Genomic DNA, 18,068 nt, shown 5'->3' with positions numbered 1-18,068 from the left:
GAGAAAAGACTCAAAAGCCCCAACGCAACCGCTGTTCGGGCGGCGCCGGATAGGCGCGGCGACATCGTCGTCGTATTGCGGGCTTTGTTTAGCAAGAGTTTTCACGGCCTGTTCGAAGAATCGCGGAATTTTAGGGTGATCCAATCGGGAAAGAAAAGAGGTCTGCTATTCCCCGGCAAGATTTTGCCAGTTACCCGTGCCGCATTTGGTCTCAAGGCTTAGGCAAACGGTGTGTATCCGACCTGAGTGCCCCACGCTGCGTTTGACCAAAGGGTCTTCAATGAGCGCAAAGCAGATAGACGTTTAAGCGTTTCCGGTTTGGAAGTCTGCAAAATCTGGATGTGCGAAATGCAATAACTCAAATCTTGAAAAAGACATTTCGGTAGGGGGAGCGCGTTCAAAATGGGTGAATTTCTGTGAAGCGCCCGCTCATCCCACCGCATGCCTTCCAAGGAGGAACCCTCGGTTTTTGAAGGGATTTCTCCAAGCGTGTCTAAGTCGTTGCAGCTTCCTTGAGGTGTCGTCTGACTGAAGTCGACCAATCCACTCAAACTTGTTATGTCCAAATGTCGGCCTTGGCGCTGTTCAAATTGATGCCGCAAGCAATTTTTTCGAATAGGCGTGCTGCGCCTTCGCATTTCGAAGGGTTTCAACATCCATTATTTCGACGATTTCGCCATCTTTCATGACTGCCAAACTCTCACACATATGACCCACGACAGACAGGTCATGGGACACCATCACATAGGTCAACCCGTGTTCCGAGCGTAAATCTGTCAGCAAGTTCAGAATTTCAGCCTGTATCGAGACATCCAAGGCTGATGTGGGTTCATCGAGCAACAAAATGCTTGGCTCAGGGGCCAAAGCGCGGGCGATGGCAACCCTTTGGCGTTGCCCACCGGACAGTTGATGGGGATAGCGAAATCGGAATTTAGCGCCAAGGCCGACATCATCCAATAGCTTTACAACGCGCGCGTCGATGTCGCGAAAACCGTGAAGATACAGGGTTTCACCCAGTACTTGATCCACGGAATGACGCGGATGAAGTGAAGCATAAGGATCCTGAAACACCATCTGAACTGCTTTGTAGAAGGTCTTTTCTCTCTTTTTACCGACGGGTGTTGCGTCCACTGAAATTGTGCCAGACCAATTGGGCACGAGCCCCATAATCGCCCGTAGGATAGTGGATTTGCCCGATCCACTTTCGCCAACCAACCCGAAACTAGCACCCCGGTTGACATGAAAGTTTGCACTTCGCACGGCATCCACACGGTCACGACCGCCACCGAACCAGACACTCAGGTTCTCAATATTCAGCATAGTCATACGCGGCCACTCACGCTTGGGGCTTCGGACCATGCCGGATCACGATTAAGAACGTCCAGTTTTCTGCGCGGTTCACTTAGTCGCGGCAACGAATTGAGCAATCCCTGTGTGTATGGGTGCTTGGCGTTGTGGAGGTTTTTAGCATCGCAGACCTCGACGATACGGCCAAGATACATGATCAATACGCGATCACAAAAATCGGCCACCAGATTCAGATCATGGCTGATAAAGATCAAGCCCATGCCTCGATCTGTCACCAGCTTGTCGATGATCGACAAAACTTGTCCTTGGACAGAAACGTCGAGCGCTGACGTCGGCTCATCCGCGATCAGGATTTCGGGATTTGGGATCAGCATCATTGCAATCATGATACGCTGTCCCATGCCACCCGACATTTCGTGGGGGTAGGCCCGCATAACGCGCTCGGGATCTCTGATCGAGACGGCTTCCAACATTTCGATAGCTTTGTCGAAAGCCGCAGACTTGCTGACCTTGTTGTGCAGGCGATAGGCTTCGATAATTTGCTGTCCGATGGTCATGACTGGGTTGAGCGAAAACTTTGGATCCTGCATGACCATAGAAATTTTCTGCCCGCGTACATCGCGCATTTCTCGTTCTGATTTCTTCATCAAATCGATACCGTCCAGCGATATCTGATCAGCGGTCACAATTCCCGGTGGACGGATCAATCGCAGGATGGCGCGGCCTGTCATCGACTTGCCTGACCCGCTTTCACCAACAATCGCAAGACGTTCGCGCCCGAGTGTAAAAGACACCCCCCGAACCGCATCAAAGACGCCTTGGCGCGAGGGAAACTGCACCCAAAGGTTTTCGACATCAAGTAGCGTCATTTGTCACCGTCCTTCGGGTCCAATACATCCCGCAGCCCATCTCCGAGCAGGTTAAACGCCAGCGAGACCGTGAAAATAGCCATGCCTGGCACCGTAGCGACCCACCAGTGATCAAGGATGAACCGACGTCCTTCGGAAATCATCGCACCCCATTCCGGGCTGGGCGGTTGTGCCCCAAGGCCCAAGAACCCAAGACCTGCGGCAGCTAGAATTATGCCCGCCATGTCCAATGTAACCCGCACAATCAGCGAGGAAATGCACAAAGGCCAAATGTGTTTGGTGATGATGCGAAGGGCGCCGGCACCTTGTAACTGTATGGCACTGATGTAATCCGAAGACCGGATCGTAAGTGTCTCAGCCCGAGCAATCCGGGCATAGGGAGGCCATGCGGTTAACGAGATGGCAAGAACCGCGTTTTCGATGCCAGCCCCTAAAGCTGCAACAAAGGCCAAGGCCAAAACAAGGCGTGGGAATGCAAGAAATATATCTGTTATCCGCATCAGAATCTGATCCGTCCAGCCCCCAACATACCCGGCAACAGTTCCAACCAGAAGGCCGGTGATAGGCGCGATCAGCGCTACGAGGCCAACAATGTATAGCGTGATCCGAGAACCGTAGATCAACCGGCTCAGTATATCCCGGCCTAGGCTGTCGGTGCCCAAAACATGACCTTCCGACCACAAAGGTTGCAGGCGATTGCCAAGTTCTTGTGCAAACGGGTCATGCGGCGCCAGCAAAGGGGCTGCTAGGGCGATCACCCCAAGTAGGATCAATATCCACAACCCGACCATTGCCATCGTATTGCCGCGAAATGACAGCCATCCCTGATAAAGTGCCGACAGCTTTGCGTGTCTGCGCGACGTCGGTGTGTCGGTCAACAACCATGCGCGCCATGTTTGGGCTTGGGCCATCTATATCGCCATTCTATTTTGCACGGGGATCAAACACCTTGTAGAGAAGGTCAGAGAAAATATTCAGCAAGATAAAGATCAAGCCGACCACAACTGTGCCCCCCATAACCGCATTCATATCCGCCGATAAAAGGGCAGTGGTGATGTAACTACCGATGCCGGGCCAACTGAATATGATCTCAGTCAGAACTGATCCTTCAAGCAGGTTCGCATAGCTCAGAGCGATCACGGTAATCAGTTGCACCCGAATATTCTTGAACGCGTGCCGCCAGACGACTGCGTTTTCTGACATGCCCTTTACCCGAGCGGTGGTAATGTATTCTGCGCTGAGTTGTTCAAGCATGAACGACCGTGTCATGCGGCTGATATAGGCCAGCGAATAGTACCCCAGCAGAGAGGCGGGCAATACAATATGGCTTAGCGCGTCTTTGAAGACGGCCCAATTGCGATCAAGGATACTGTCAACAAGGATCATGCCCGTTACAGTTGGCACAACATCGACATAGAATATGCCAACTCGGCCCGGCCCTCCAACCCATCCAAGAATGCCGTAAAACACCAGAAGGCCCATCAAGCCCAGCCAGAATATCGGCATCGAATACCCAACAAGGGCAATGACCCGAGCGATTTGGTCAATCCAGGAGCCGCGTTTAACAGCAGCGACGACACCCAAGGGTACACCCAGAACAATTCCGGCAAAGACACCAATCGTGGCCAACTCCAGCGTTGCCGGAAAAACCCGTTTGATATCCTCCGCCACAGGACGTGCTGTCAAAAGCGATTTCCCGAAATCGCCGTGAATGACATCCCAGACATAGAGACCAAATTGTACGATGATCGGCCGGTCCAGGCCCAGTTGCTCGTATGCTGCGTCATAGGTGGATTTCGACGCTTGTTCTCCGACAATTGCCAGCACCGGGTCTATCGGCATTACGCGCCCGATAATGAAAGTGACGAACATTAGGCCCAGCATCGTCACGATGATTGAACCAAGGGTCAGAAAGGTTGCCCTGATCCAAAGCTCAAGAGGCGCCTTATGGCGCCCCCCGTTATTGTTTTCAGCCAAAGCCACTTACTTAGTCACCGGCCAGTAAGACACAGCTGTAATGGCCCCACCTAGGTTCAAATTCTGAACCGCTTCGCTACGGCCTGTCTGTTCGATTTTTTGGAACATGACCGCAAAGGGCGCGTTGTCGCGGAATTCAGATTGAATGTCAGCGTACATCGCCGCGCGTGTGTCACGGTCGCTTTCAATAACTGCTGCCGCAACCTTTTCGGTCAATCCGCCAGTGTCCCATGCGTTTCTGTAGGCCAAGAGACCTGTTGCACCTGCTTCGTCAGAATTGTCAGGATTATAGGCGAAAGTACCGGCGTTTGTGTGCGGATCCGGATAATCCGGTCCCCATGCGCCCATATACATGTCTAATTCCCGCGCTCGATAGCGGCCCAGGATGGCCTTGGCAGTTCCCACAGTAATATTCAGTGTGATACCAGCCTGCGCAAAGGTGTTTTGAAGCGATTGCGCGATCTCGATCCGTTCTTGTGCTTCTCGCACGCCGACCTCGATTTCAAACGGTCCAACACCAGCAGACGCCAGCAATTCCTTGGCTTTGTCTATGTTCAGGCTGAACGGGTTCTCATCCACTGCCCCAAGATAGGTACGAGGCAAGAAATTCTGGTGGATGGTGTACTGCCCGTTGAGAAAGCTGTTTTGCATCCCTTCATAGTCGACCAGATACTTGATGGCCTGACGCACTTCGGGCTTGGATAGCATTTCGTGTTTTTGGTTAACCGAAATATACATCAATCGACCACGCAACTCGTCGTCAATTGCAATGCCGTCAGCAGCGCGAGCACCGGCGATATCTTCGGGGTTCAAGTTGCGAGCAACGTCAATATCGCCGCGTTCCAGCATCAAGCGCTGGGTTGCGCTCTCCTGAACATGACGCACGATAACGCGCTCCATCGCTGGGGCACCGCCATGGTATTCAGGGTTGCTGACCAAGGTAACGCTTTCATTGGGCTTCCAACCTTGAAGGACGTAAGGTCCAGACCCTGCAGAGTTCGTTGCCAGCCATGCGTTGCCCAGATCGCCGTCGACCTCATTGGCCATGACAACCTCTTTATCCACGATACCGCCGATTGTCGCTGTCAGACAGTTCAACACAAAGGACGTCGCATAGCGCTTGTCCGTCGTGATACGCAAAGTATTGCCCTCGGCGACAATTGTTTCGCCGACATTCTCAGGGGTGAAGCCGAATTGGGTTAGAATGAACGATGGTGTTTTATTCAGCGTCACAACACGGCGCAGCGAAAATTCTGCATCTTCGGCGCGCACAGGATTACCAGAATGAAACTTGACGCCGTCCCGCATTGTAAAGGTAATGGTCCGGCCATCCTCGCTAACGGTCCAGCTTTCAGCCAGATCGGGCTGATAGCCCGCGTCAAGGTCCAGCGGATCGAAGTTCACCAGCTTGTTGTAGATGTTGCGACTGACGTCAGACCCGGCAAATTCGAAACTTTGGGCGGGATCAATTGTTGTGATGTCATCTATTCGATTAGCGATCACCAACATGTTTGCCGGTGTTTCTGCCATCGCAGAAAATGATGTTAACCCAACTGCCAGGCCGATGGCCGCAGTGGATAGTAAACGGTTAAAAGCATTCATAATTCTAAACCTCTCCTATTTGGTTATGGACAAAATCGAGAGTGCACTTTGGGGTTAAGATCCCCAGGTTTTTTCTAGCACACGCAACCAGTTTCCGTGACACAGCTTGTTCATCAAAACATCATCATACCCATGCTGCGCCATGGCCAATCTCAAGTTGGGCAGATCAGCAACCGTGGTCACGTCCTGTGGTACAATCGCCCCATCGTAGTCAGAGCCAAGACCAACGCGGTCTTCGCCTAGATGTTCAATTAAGTAATCTAGATGCCTGAGCATCTGTTCCAGTGGTACATCCGGAATCATGCGCCCGTCATCGCGCAAGAACGCCACGGCGAAATTCAAACCGACCATGCCATCGCTGTCTTTGATCGCGGCGAGTTGCGCATCCGTCAAATTTCGCGAATGCGGACAGATGCTATGTGCGTTGGAATGTGTGGCTATCAGCGGCTTGGTGGAATGACGCGCTACATCCCAGAAACCGGCTGCGTTTAAATGAGATAGATCGATTATCACGCCGAGTTCGTCACACCGCTTTACCAAACGCAGACCGTGGTCTGTCAGGCCTTTGCCAATGTCGGGGTCACTTGGATAGCGAAACGGAACACCATTGCCAAAGATTGTCGGGCGGCTCCAGACGGGTCCGATGGAGCGTAAACCTGCCTGATACAAAACTTCCAAAGTGTGCAAATCAGGGTCAATCGCCTCTGCTCCCTCAATATGAAAGATCGCAGCGATCTGGTTTGCCGCCAAGGTCGCACGTATATCAGCAGCGCTCCGACATATTTTCAACGCACCTTTGTTCTCCAGATCAAAAAGTATCGCTGCTATGGAAATTGCCACCGGCAAGGCGTCTTCCCAGTCAATGGCATCCGGCAACGGCAAATCATAGCTGGGCTTCGCCATTTCCTCCATCTTGAAGGCTTTATCCAAAGGGGATGGGATATACACAGCAAAGAAACCGCCGCCAAAACCACCGGCTTTAGCCTTTACCAAATCAAGAGCCCCATCGCGCCCAGTCAGAAAACTGTCAGAGGCAGACAGGCCTCCCGCTCGGTAAAGGTGCAGCAAGACATCGTTGTGTCCGTCAAAAATTATGGGTGCGTTGGCAGCGTTCAAATCAATCACCGGTAGTTTCTGTGCTGAGACTATCAAATGTTTTGTCATGGGCGAGTCAAAATGCCATGAGTTATACGCATATTCTTATGCAGTTTATGCAAGAGGCAGTGGATGAGACGAAAATCCTGGCATAGTTTATCCGAGTATCAAGCTTTGCGCGCTTTGATGCAGGGGGGCACAGCAACGGTTGCTGCTGAGCGTTTGGGCCTTTCGCAATCCGCTGTCAGCCGATCAATCGGTAGCCTCGAAGCACGTACAGGCTTGACGCTTTTCGAACGTGAATCGGGTCGATTGCGCCCTACTGAAGAGGCAGTACGGCTAAACCATCGCCTTGATCCGCTATTTGAAGCCTTGGATCGAATTGACGGGCCCACACAACCGGTTAAAGAAACGCTCCGCCTAATTGCTCCGCCAACATACGCTCATAGGTTTCTAGTCAGTCAAATCGCCAGCTTTCTTGCTATCAATCCGCATTTCTTTGTTAGCCTCGAAGTAAACACATCCGACGAAGTGATCCGCGCAATCCTTGAGGACCGTTTCGATCTTGGTCTAACGGGCATTGAACTTGCGCGGGCTGGTGTGAAAATGCAGGCTTTTCGAACATCGTCTGCTGTCTGTGTCATGACAGCGGATCATCCTCTTGCAGCACAAGAAGATGTGCTTCCAATTGACCTGAACAATCAACCATTCGTTGCGATTGCGTCACGTCATGCGCGCCGGACCCAACTCGACAAAATCTTTAGTCAAGCACGCAGTAATCCACGGATCATGGCCGAGGTCTCAACCTCGTTTGCTGCAGTGGATCTCGCCAAAGAAGGGCTGGGGTTGGCTGTGGTGAATCCGTTTCCAGTTTATCATTATCGCTCAGACGATTTGGTCTTTCGTAGGTTCGTGTCGCAAATCGAATATCGTAGCTATTTTGTTATGTCCGACCAACGCCCTCTACCTCGCGTAGCGCGCGCATTTATTCGCCATCTCAGGCTACATACACCGTCTGATCCGCACTCAAAAAAGGTTGCAGCAAATACCTGAAAAATGAGTTTGAAAATCCAAGTCTACATGAGACGTCCTGAGAAAAGGTCGTCGTGGCTCCAGATCGACCGAGTCTCTGCATGAACTGGTAGGCATCGCGTCCCAGAAGTCGGGCTGGAAGGTTAAGTAGGCAAAGTTGCGCGGATTGCCCGTTAAAATGGCTGGACGGGTTAGGCATCAACTCGATGATGTAGCTGCAATACGTTTGTCTCCCAATGCGTCTCTGAGCCAATCACCGTCATAACGACGGTGACCTGAGCCAATTGGCATTACATTTGCCAGGGCTATTACTGCCCTGGCCAACGCAAGCTGCCAAAGATGTTTCTAAGCTCCATCCGACCGCCTCCTGTGCGAAAGGCGCTGGGCTTGTGCGGTGATGGCGGATCGTCGTTCAGAGCTTTGGCGACGACATTTCCGCGCCCAAATGGAGTGGTTGGGGATTGCGCGAATTGATCCGCAACCCATCGCGCAACACGTGGGGTCGAAACGCTTGTTCCGCTCATGCTCACCCTTGAACCGCAGTTGGAGCCAGCACTCAGCACCCCATGCAGGACAACGCTATCATCACTGACGGCCGAGGCATCTGGTCCGGTTAAACGGAAACCGTTCAGCGTGGGGCCTCCGGCGGAGTATGCCGACATCCTGCCGTCTGACGAAACATAGCCCGCGATCACGGCTGGCAGGTTGCCACAGGCGATGCCGTTGATCATGCCCGCCCGCCTCACCGGGCTAGCATGGGCCACGGGATCTTCAGAAATCACTTTTCCGCCCGGCACGTTGAACCGAGTATAGCTGGGGTCAGACAAATAGGACTGTCGCCCAAACTCGGGAAAATCGGGCAGCGTTTCGTCCCTCTGGACCCAAACGTTCAGCGATAGCTTGTCCACTGCATTGCCTTTCACAAACTGCAGTTTCCAATCCCCCGACGGCGCAACAAGGCCAACTCTCATCGGGTTGTCCGTCGGGACGACCGCAATTGTGAACTTTCCCCGTGCTGTTGGGGCCACTGGTGGCTGATATACGACAAGGCCAAGGATGATGGTATTTCCTAAATGATCCTGTTCTGTCAGCCAGTTGTAACTAGGTGTCATTCCAGCGGTGAGCGTACGGGGCGTGTCAAAACCCGGCACGGTGACTTGCATCGTAACGGTGTTATCTTCGACCGGAGTCATGACCGGCAGCCAGACGCTCAGGATCGAAGCGCTGCGATCGGCTGGTTGCAGCTGCCAATCTAATTCGGCTGTTGGTGCCGCCTGCTTCAGATTGATCACCGCATGGCAGCGCGAAAGGTTCCCATTACCTGAAGGCATCATCAGCAACCGCGGGCGGTTCGAGGAAGCCTCCATGTTGCTCATAATTGTATCAATGGAACGTGAAACTTCGCCGGTGCCATCGTGGGGCCCCATGAAATTCCCAAAGCTAAAATTCACAACTAAAGGCATTTGTTGTGCTACTTCGTCTACTTGGAAGTGCACCAATTGTTGCGAGATGAAAGACATCGCCTGCTCGATTGCCTGCTCTAGCCCAAACCCCAAAGTGTTGGCGACCAAACGCGTAGGCAACTGCACGACAATGATACGCCGTTCCAGCCCATCAGCGTCTGACGCGTCATAGCCTGATGCTAGGCCGGTCACATGTGTACCGTGCGAAAGGCGATGTGCGCAGGCGTTGAAGGGCCGAGTTTTCCAGTCGATTAACCCCAAATCACGATACACAGAAGCGTCATCTAGCAGACCATTGTGAAGGTTGTTTTTCAGGATCTCGTTAATCTCTGGACCTGTCCAAACGCGCCCGATTGTGCTTGGTACGGGCGCATTCGGATCGGGGGTGCCGTCCATATCGAGAAAGAAATCGACGCGGCTTAAGACCAGATCGCCGTTGATATCCTTGCGGCGAAACAGATCATGCGCGATGGCGACCCCATGATCAATGACCGCAGTGACAACCGTGTTTGGCGTGACCGGCACCTTCAGGTCAGGGGGGGTGAACGGCTCCGCTGGCGAGCTGAGCGTTTGGCTTTCCAAGGGAGTGCTTACCAAAAGCGTTTCGATGCCCAGCTGTTCCGCCCCATTGGCAGCATTGGCAGCATTGAGATAGTCGCGGCGCGCATAGAGCGTGATGACGTCGATGTCCTGTCTGTTCCGGAAGCCTTCGCTATATTCACCGGGGATCACCAGTGAACCCGGGTGATCTGGGGGCAGAAAGTCTGCTGCGCGTTCCAGCAAACCGGCAATACTCAGACCCGGTGTTACACTTACTAACGCCAGCCACCATTGTTGGTCAAAGTCTGACGAGCGATCCATCGGTCGGTGCTCATTGCTCAGACCTATTTCCGCCGCGGTGAACCGCGCCATCACATTCAGGGCGAAATCTGCCAACGGATTGCGGGGCTGGTCTTCTAGAGCCAGCTCTTTCCATTCATAAGCCATTGTTCACCCCCAATTATGAACCGTCGCCGGTTTCGGTATCCTGATCAATGTCAGCAGCGAGATCGACCCATTCCGCCGCCGCTTTCTGCCAGAGCCAGTCTAGGGGCGCAGACCTTGTCTGGTTTTGGTCTGCATCCGTGAGGATGGATTCTGTTGCCCAGGTCGTCTCTTTCTGCTCTGGCGCGATGTTGTCGGCTGGGTTCTGTGGGTCAAAATAGTCGCGCCAATCAAAATCCATGTGGCCGGGATAGTTTGTGCCGTCGAATTCCCAGCTATTTGCTGGAGCCACTCCCGTGCAGCGATCCACGAAATACCGGCCAAGCGTCAGACCCAATACCGCTCCCGCTGCACTGTCGACTGGGAAATGCACTCCAGCAACTGTGCGATTGATCGCTATCCGCGCAGCTTGGCGCATAAGCATCTCACCCCAAATGCCTTGTGAATAGGGTTTGACGTTGTGTTGCCGCAAGAGCAGCCACAGCACTCGCGCCATTGTGAAGGCCTCGGTGGCGTGACCGCTGGGCAAGCTACCGTGCGAAGGGGTCCAGATCATCGGTTGTATCTGGGGCGAGAATTCAATCGGTCGTTTGCACCCGAGTGCATATTTCAATCGCATCTCGACGAAGTTTGCCAACCAGTGTGCCGTGGCCAGAAGTTCGATCGTGAACGGTGTGCGAGCCGGTTCGATGTAGGCGATTGCGCGTAAAAATTCTGTCGGTGTGCCCAATGCCGCTAGAATTTCCGCCATTCGATCTTGGCGTAGATCAGCGTAGTTGGCAACCAGCGTCAATTGCTCAGCAAAGATGTCGATCGTGGGCCGTCGTAGGGCAACCAGTTTTTGATATTTGGTGTCGGGCACAGGGGATACCGATGTTGTTTCAAGGTGGAAAACACTGCCCAAACCCGGATCACCAGCGGTCATATTGGGTTCAAAGGAAAACCCGATGTGGCTGCCCAGCTCCAGCGCAAAAATGCTGGCACGCACAGCGGGCGAGAGGCGCCCCAGATAATCGGTACTCTCTTGGACATTTGGATTGACCGCATCTGCGCCAACCGATGCCCAAGTGCCGGCGATCCCGTCGTGATTGGTGATCAGAGCCTGTGAAATCAAGGGAGGGTTGGCCGAGCCGGGTCCCCCAAACGCGCCAAAGGCCCCAAAGGCGCCAAAAGCTCCGCTACCGGAAAAAGCTCCAAAGGCCCCAAATGCGCCTTCGGGTGCAACGTTTGATGCATTAGACATAAAAAATCCTCCAATTAGTTAAAGCGTCCCAATAATTTTCAGTCCGAAACTCCGATCTCCTTTAGTGTTTTTGCAAAGGCCTGCCCAACCGGCAAATCTGCACTTGGCGTGCTGCGTTTCCATTTGCTGACGGTGAACCCGGGGTCCAACCTGAGAATCTTCTCAAGCGCACGACGCGCGGCTACCTGGTTGCCCAGGCGCCACTCGGTCACTGCCAACATCCTGTGCGAAGACATGTGCAATCGATTGAGACGGAGCGAGCTTTTGATCAGCTCAAGCGCCCGGGGATAGTCTTCTGCGACCAGACTGGCACTGCCTGCAAGACATTGGAAAAAGAACCGATGTGGATCCCGCGGGGCCAGCAGCAATGAACGCTCCGCATCGCGAACCGCGCGCGCGCCGTCGCCGCGAAAGGCATAAAGAGTACCGCGCAAGGCTCGTCCCGTCGCCTCGCTGGGTTCGTATTCCAATGCACTGTTATAAAGCTCTTCGGCCTCGTCCAGATCGTGAAACAAATTGGTTTGGACAAAACCCTCCGCAATCAACGCCCCGCTGTTTGTTGGGTCTAAATCAAGGGCCCGATGCGTGAGATTCAGCGCCTGCCGCGCCTCTTCAGTTCGGTTCGTTGCCCAGCCCTGAACGACCTTAAGAACATGCCATCGGGATTTCCAAGACAGCGGCACCGGGTTATGAGGGATGCGTTCGATCAAAGCATCCAGCAACTCCCCAGCCCGGTTGAAGTCCGTCGGCGACAATCGATGCATCAACGCAACCGAGGCCATCAGAATTTCGTAGCTGTCCAGCGTCGGCACGGGGTGGCTCACAGCGCGTTTCATTTCCAGATCAAGAATTGCCAGATGGATCTGGTTGGCCAATTCAGAAAAAATCACGTTCTTTTTAAGTACTTCAGCTGCTTCAACTTCTATGCGCTCTGACCAGATAACCCGTCCAACGCGGGCGCGAGTCAGACTAAGGTCAAGAACATGCCGGTTTTTACCCACAGAGCAGGACCCCGAAAGCAGAAAATCAGCCCCAAGTGTTTCAGACAGCTTGGACGGCTCGTATTTTTGGATTGAAATGCCAACCGTAGACAGGCGCGAAATCACGTGCATCCTGTGAGAGCGTGACAAAGCTGTGATCAAATCATCCGTCAGCATGTCACCCCAGACTGAGGCTTCGTCACTGTTTCGCACAACTAGCGGCAGCACCGCGATCGTCGGCAAAAGATCTTCGGATGACATCATCGGCATGACACGCGCCACCTCATGAGGTGGCACAACGCGAAACGCATGAACCGGATTGGGCACGTTCTTGAGGAAAACCGGTCCAATATCCTCGAATTCGGCATCAACGCTGTTGGCAAGCGCGTCTCGAACGCTGGCCGACGCCATTACGTCGGCGGGTTTGGCGGCCGCAGCAAGCCGGGCTGCGATGTTGACGTCCTTTCCGTACAGATCGGAGTCCGGTCCGCGCAACACCTCTCCGGTGTGTATGCCGATGCGAATTTCGATGCGCTGCAGTTTTGGGTCGCGTTGATTAACCTTAGCAAGGTCCTGCCGCATCTTTAGAGCACCGCGCACGGCATCAATTGGATCGTCGAATTCCAGCATAATTCCATCGCCGAGGCGTTTAACGACGCGGCCGCACTTTCGCTCGGATATGTCCAACTCGACGGCATCAACGAAGCTTAGCCAACGTTGAACGGTGCCTTCTTCGTCACTGTCTATCAGCCGCACTGAATCAACAACATCGGCAAAAACGATAGTCTCAAATGAGCGCTGTAGGGATTTTATCCCAAAGACCTCCCGAGAAAGGTTCGCGCGCGTGCCTACCATGTGCGGCACTCCACAAATTACTTTTATTGAAGCCCCCACTATAACAAGTTAATTGAAAATTGCACCCTTCGTGCAAAAGGGTGGGGGAATCAGAAAGATGCTTTCCGAGGAAACCCCTGCCAAAACTGATGCGTCAGAGGTGTTGCAAGGTTTGGGATTTATCGCCTGAACAAAAAATTAAGGCATTGATTAAATGAGATTTATCTGGCCGGCATCACTAAAATCAGCGCGACTTGCGGCTCTCAATTGGTAATTTCAGATCTTGCAGAAATTTCACCGATTGAAACAGGTATTTGCCACCAAGTGTTCTCAACTTTTGAATTCGTTTGGTTGATTTATTAATCGAAACCGGCCTAAACCGCTGAGCGGATTGCATCCTTAATTGCTGCAATAGGGGGTGTATCAATTTGACTGACCCGGGATAAGAGGCCGATCGGTCGTGTAATCTCCAAATCGTGCAATTCACAGGTCGCCACCTGGGCAGCACTTGCAGAATGGAACACAGATCGGGGCAAGAGCGCCGCGCCGATGTTGCTGGCCACAAGTTCCAATGCGGTCGAAGACCGGGTAACTTCGTGTGCCCAAACCATTCGCAGGCGCGCGCGCGCCATGGCTTCGTCTATCAGCAACCTGTTCCCCGTGCCCCTTGCGGGCAGGATTAAAGGGGTGCCACTCAGCTCCTCGAAGCTAACGGATGTTTTTCTGGCCAAAACATGACTGAGGGGCAGGGCCAGCACAATTTTATCATCATACAAAGGCTCAAAAAGCGTCGAGGGTTCGAGCATTGGGATCGAACACAAACCAAAATCGGCCTCTCCTTCCGCAACCGTCTCTGCAACTTCGTTGGCGCTCGCTTCGAGCAGCCGAATTCGCGCAGAAAATGGACTGTCTCGAAAGGTATGAATAGCCGGTGTCAGTAGCCTTGAAATAACGGTCGAAACGGTCGCGATTGTCACCAAAGCATTCCGTTGGTGAACAAAGGCAACGCTTTCGTCACGCATCGCACGCGCAGTCTCTGCGGCATCGTTAACAATGGCTTCGGCACGGGGGTGTAAGCGCTTGGCGGCTAGGGTCGGTTTCACCGCGCGCGTGGTGCGTTCAAAAAGCACGCTGTCCAGTGCCTGTTCCAACTTTTGAACCCGTCGGGTCACTGCAGATTGGGACAAATTCAATCGCTCTGCAGCGGCATGGAAGGATCCTGTGTCCTTGACAGCAAGAAAGGCCTCTAGGTCACTGAAATCATAATTGATGCGCATGGCGCAATAATCCCAGGAAAAGCATCATTGGTCAAATTAAACAGGGAGCCGTAGCAAGATTTCAACAAAGGAATTCGGCATGCACAGAGACTATGACATTACGGTCATCGGGGGCGGAAACGCAGCCCTTTGCGCTGCTATGACAGCGGCCGAAGCCGGAGCCAAAGTATTGATCCTTGAAGCCGCCCCTAAACCGTACCGTGGCGGCAACTCACGTCACACGCGCAATTTTCGTTGCATGCACACTGGGCCGTTGGGGCCATTGGTAAATGACTATAGCGAGGAAGAATACCTTGCGGACTTGCTGAAAGTCACCGGCGGGAAAACCAATCAACACTTAGCGCGCCTGGCGATCCGCACATCAGAGGAATGTCTGCCTTGGATGCGCGACCACGGGGTCCGTTTTCAGCCCTCCCTTTCGGGCACTTTGTCGTTGGGGCGCACCAATGCCTTTTTCATGGGCGGTGGCAAAGGGTTGGTAAACGCCTACTACCGCTCAGCTGAAAGACTGGGTGTAGATGTTCTTTATGAGGCCCATGTGGCCCATCTGGAGCTTGATGGCGATCGTGTCACACATATTGATTACACCTACGAAGGGTGCGCGCGTCGTATTGCACCCAAAGCTGTGATTGTCGCGTCTGGAGGGTTTCAGGCAGATATGAATTGGCTCGCAAGGGCGTGGGGGCCTGCAGCACAGAATTTCTTGATCCGCGGTTCGCCCTACAATCGGGGCGTGGTGCTTGCCGACTTGTTGGAGCAGGGGGCGCACTCCGTCGGGGAGGCAGATCAATGCCACGCAGTTGCGATCGATGGGCGGTCACCCAAATTTGACGGTGGCATCGTAACCCGGCTGGATTGCGTGCCTTTTTCCGTTGTTGTGAACAAGAACGCGGAACGTTTCTATGATGAGGGTGAAGATGTCTGGCCTAAACGCTATGCCATTTGGGGACGTCTGGTTGCCGCACAACCAGATCAGATTGGCTATGTGATCATTGATGCCAAATCTCTTGAGCTGTTCATGCCTTCGGTCTTTCCACCTTTGAAAGCAGATACTCTGGATGATCTGGCCAATCAGATGGGTTTGCCTGCGGAAAAGTTGCGCAAAACTATAGATGGATTCAATGCCGCGTGTGGGGACACCTCGACTTTTCACCCCACTGAATTGGATGGTGTGGCTACAAATGGGCTAAAGCCGCCCAAGACAAATTGGGCGCGCCCGATTACTGATCCGCCGTTTTATGGCTACTCCCTTCGGACGGGTGTGACCTTTACCTACCTAGGGCTAAAGGTTGATGAAAATGCACAATGCAGCAGTGACCAAGGGCCCATCCAGAATCTTTGGGCCGCTGGTGAAACCATGGCGGGATCCATTCTTGGACAGGGGTATTTGGCAGGTTTCGGAATGACAATAGGCACCGTCTTTGGCCGCATCGCAGGTCGGGGGGCCGCAGCCTATGCAAATTGATCTTATCCAAGAAGCCCGTCGTCAGGCAGAAATCTGTAACGCGTGCAGATATTGCGAGGGGTATTGTTCAGTGTTCCCGGCCCTTCATCGGGAAAGAGCCTTTGCGGACGGCGATATCACCCAGCTTGCCAATCTCTGTCACAATTGCCGCGGGTGCTATTACGCTTGCCAGTATACGGCTCCGCATGAGTTCGATTTGAACCTGCCCAAAGCGTTGGCCGAAGTCCGCCGCGACAGTTGGGAAAGCTATGCTTGGCCCCAGCCCGTTGCACGCCGTTTTCACACATATGGTGGCGCTATTGCATTGTCTCTGGTGGTCGGAATCACACTTACTTTTTTGGCTCTCCGGTTCATTGGCTCCCGCGATGGCAACGGATTTTACGCGGTGTTATCACACAATGCGATGGTGGCTATTTTCTTGCCTGCGTTTTTGTTTCCTTTGGTCAGCTTGGCTAAGAGCTTGCGCCAATATTGGCGGGCTGTCGGTGGACAAACGCTCAGGTTCCGAGATATCAGCGCCGCGCTTTCGATGGTGGCCCAGATGAAAGATTTGGCTGCTGGACATGGCGACGGGTGTAATTATGAAGACGAAGACCGATTTTCGCATGCCCGCCGCTTTGCGCATCAGGCCATCATGTACGGTTTTCTGTTGTGCTTCGCAGCGACCAGCGTAGGCACTGTGATGCATTACGTTTTAGATATGCCGGCTCCGTATGCGATTTGGTCTGTGCCCAAGGTGTTTGGATTGACCGGGGGCGTATTGCTGACGGTGGGCTGCGGGTGGATGGCGGCCCTAAAGATACGCGCAGAACGGAACCTTGGCGATGCGCGCGCGTGGGGTGGGGATCTGGGGTTTATCGCGCTCTTAGGCTTTGTCGCGTTCAGCGGGCTTATGCTCTATGCGCTTGGATCAACGGCAGCCATGCCTGTGCTGCTCGCCTTGCATCTCGGTTCGGTGCTGAGCTTTTTTCTTATAACACCGTATTCGAAGATGGCGCACGGATTCTATCGATTGACGGCTTTGATCCGCGAAGCTCAGCAAAAGTAGGGCCTGCGGGCACCACGGCCTTGTATCGTCAGGCAAGGCCTGCGCCCGGGCATCTGCTGAAAGGCGCAATCGCGATTTAATCGTTCTTTTTGTTACTCAGAATTGTGGTCAAAATCGGCACCAACAGTGCGGGTAGGGATCCCAGAGGGTTCGCCCCGAAACTCTTGACAGCCTCTACCACTTCTCGAGCCTCGGTGGCCATTTCTTCCAGCTCCTCTTCAATGTCTGCGATGGCCATATCGCGCACTTCAATGGCTGGCGCGATCTCTTGCTCAACGTTTGAACGCTTTGCGACCAGCACGAGCAGACCCGCCAGAAGGAGGTTCGAAAGCGATAGCAACGCCGCCGCAGCAGCTGAGGATAACCAGGTTTTCAGTACGAAAAAAAGAGAGATATCCAGCAGGATCAGCCCAGCAAGACCCGCGATGCCCGCCACGACCATCATGATGGTTTGTTGTTGCACTACCGCAAACCGGCGGCGTGCGATCAGCCGCTCGGTACGGTAAACGGTGGTCAAGTTTCGGCTAATTCTGTTCATGACTGTATCCTATTTCTGCACGCGGCCAACGACATATCCAAGCGTAAAAGCAACCAATAAAACGGTAATGGGATAGTGTTCCTGAAGCTTGTGAATTTCCTCAACAACTTCATCACCCATCGTTTCGATCTTCTTGATATCAATGCCGTGATCGTCCAGCGATTTCCTGATCTCGTCCTTTGTTTTGGTCAGTGTGGAGTCTTGCGCGCCCTCATCGCTTTCCGGCTTTAGTTCCACCTGCGCCTTTAGCTCCGCATTGCGCGTACGGAGCTTTTCCAATTCAATTTCCAGTTCAGCTTTGGTTGTCATGAAAACGTTGCCCTCCATTGCCCGGTTTGGCGCAGTCTAAGTTT

The 18,068-nt window shown here is 53.3% G+C and carries 15 protein-coding genes; 3 read left to right on the top strand and 12 right to left on the bottom strand.

Going from position 1 to position 18,068, the window contains the following annotated elements; all coding sequences use genetic code 11:
* Positions 1-585: 585 nt before the first annotated feature.
* From ABWV33_RS19515 to ABWV33_RS19490, 6 genes are read right to left on the bottom strand one after another with little or no spacing between them, the layout of a single operon-like run.
* The gene (locus ABWV33_RS19515; RefSeq protein WP_353333159.1) at positions 586-1,326 is read right to left on the bottom strand and encodes an ABC transporter ATP-binding protein; all 741 of its coding nucleotides are present in this window, start codon (positions 1,324-1,326) and stop codon (positions 586-588) included.
* A complete protein-coding gene (locus ABWV33_RS19510; RefSeq protein WP_113821978.1) occupies positions 1,323-2,177 on the bottom strand; it encodes an ABC transporter ATP-binding protein in 855 nt (284 codons plus the stop codon). The genes ABWV33_RS19515 and ABWV33_RS19510 overlap by 4 nt, the downstream gene beginning before the upstream one ends.
* A complete protein-coding gene (gene nikC, locus ABWV33_RS19505; RefSeq protein WP_113821977.1) occupies positions 2,174-3,088 on the bottom strand; it encodes a nickel transporter permease in 915 nt (304 codons plus the stop codon). The genes ABWV33_RS19510 and nikC overlap by 4 nt, the downstream gene beginning before the upstream one ends.
* Positions 3,089-3,101: 13 nt before the next feature.
* Entirely contained in the window at positions 3,102-4,160 is a 1,059-nt protein-coding gene (locus ABWV33_RS19500) for an ABC transporter permease (RefSeq protein WP_502930924.1), read from the bottom strand.
* Positions 4,161-5,756 carry an ABC transporter substrate-binding protein gene (locus tag ABWV33_RS19495; RefSeq protein WP_121996519.1) on the bottom strand — a complete coding sequence of 532 codons (1,596 nt, stop codon included), beginning with the start codon at positions 5,754-5,756 and terminating at the stop codon, positions 4,161-4,163.
* Positions 5,757-5,810: 54 nt separating this feature from the next.
* Positions 5,811-6,920 (bottom strand): dipeptidase, encoded by a 1,110-nt coding sequence (locus ABWV33_RS19490; RefSeq protein ID WP_353333156.1) that lies wholly within the window; start codon positions 6,918-6,920, stop codon positions 5,811-5,813.
* Positions 6,921-6,983: 63 nt separating this feature from the next.
* Between ABWV33_RS19490 and ABWV33_RS19485 the strand changes: the two genes are divergently transcribed.
* Positions 6,984-7,904, top strand: a complete 921-nt coding sequence (locus ABWV33_RS19485; protein WP_353333154.1) for a LysR substrate-binding domain-containing protein — start codon at positions 6,984-6,986, stop codon at positions 7,902-7,904.
* A gap of 287 nt (positions 7,905-8,191) precedes the next feature.
* Here the strand turns inward: ABWV33_RS19485 and ABWV33_RS19480 are convergent, their stop codons facing one another.
* From ABWV33_RS19480 to ABWV33_RS19465, 4 genes are all read right to left on the bottom strand, one after another.
* Positions 8,192-10,333: a S8 family serine peptidase gene (locus ABWV33_RS19480; RefSeq protein WP_353333152.1), complete on the bottom strand. Its 2,142-nt coding sequence runs from the start codon at positions 10,331-10,333 to the stop codon at positions 8,192-8,194.
* Positions 10,334-10,346: 13 nt separating this feature from the next.
* Positions 10,347-11,573, bottom strand: a complete 1,227-nt coding sequence (locus tag ABWV33_RS19475) for a phosphatase PAP2 family protein (protein ID WP_353333150.1) — start codon at positions 11,571-11,573, stop codon at positions 10,347-10,349.
* Between the two features lie 38 nt (positions 11,574-11,611).
* The gene (locus ABWV33_RS19470) at positions 11,612-13,408 is read right to left on the bottom strand and encodes an adenylate/guanylate cyclase domain-containing protein (protein WP_353333148.1); all 1,797 of its coding nucleotides are present in this window, start codon (positions 13,406-13,408) and stop codon (positions 11,612-11,614) included.
* 353 nt (positions 13,409-13,761) lie between these two features.
* Positions 13,762-14,664, bottom strand: a complete 903-nt coding sequence (locus ABWV33_RS19465; RefSeq protein WP_353333146.1) for a LysR family transcriptional regulator — start codon at positions 14,662-14,664, stop codon at positions 13,762-13,764.
* A gap of 79 nt (positions 14,665-14,743) precedes the next feature.
* On the opposite strand from ABWV33_RS19465, the gene tcuA reads away from it, so the two are divergent.
* Both tcuA and tcuB read left to right on the top strand, forming a co-directional pair.
* Positions 14,744-16,129 carry an FAD-dependent tricarballylate dehydrogenase TcuA gene (tcuA, locus tag ABWV33_RS19460; RefSeq protein WP_353333144.1) on the top strand — a complete coding sequence of 462 codons (1,386 nt, stop codon included), beginning with the start codon at positions 14,744-14,746 and terminating at the stop codon, positions 16,127-16,129.
* Positions 16,119-17,177 (top strand): tricarballylate utilization 4Fe-4S protein TcuB, encoded by a 1,059-nt coding sequence (tcuB, locus tag ABWV33_RS19455; protein ID WP_353333142.1) that lies wholly within the window; start codon positions 16,119-16,121, stop codon positions 17,175-17,177. Before tcuA ends, tcuB begins: the two co-directional genes overlap by 11 nt.
* A gap of 76 nt (positions 17,178-17,253) precedes the next feature.
* Here tcuB and ABWV33_RS19450 read toward each other — a convergent pair whose 3' ends face one another.
* Together ABWV33_RS19450 and ABWV33_RS19445 are read right to left on the bottom strand one after the other, a co-directional pair.
* A complete protein-coding gene (locus ABWV33_RS19450) occupies positions 17,254-17,715 on the bottom strand; it encodes a hypothetical protein (protein ID WP_121996510.1) in 462 nt (153 codons plus the stop codon).
* A 9-nt stretch (positions 17,716-17,724) separates the two neighbouring features.
* Positions 17,725-18,024, bottom strand: coding sequence for a hypothetical protein (locus ABWV33_RS19445; protein WP_353333140.1), 300 nt, complete (start codon positions 18,022-18,024; stop codon positions 17,725-17,727).
* Between the last annotated feature and the right edge of the window lie 44 nt (positions 18,025-18,068).

This window comes from Phaeobacter sp. NW0010-22, assembly GCF_040365955.1.
Classification (GTDB): Bacteria; Pseudomonadota; Alphaproteobacteria; order Rhodobacterales; family Rhodobacteraceae; genus OMPR01.
Note: the sequence above shows the minus strand (reverse complement) of the source record. Positions and strands in the feature narration are given on the sequence as shown.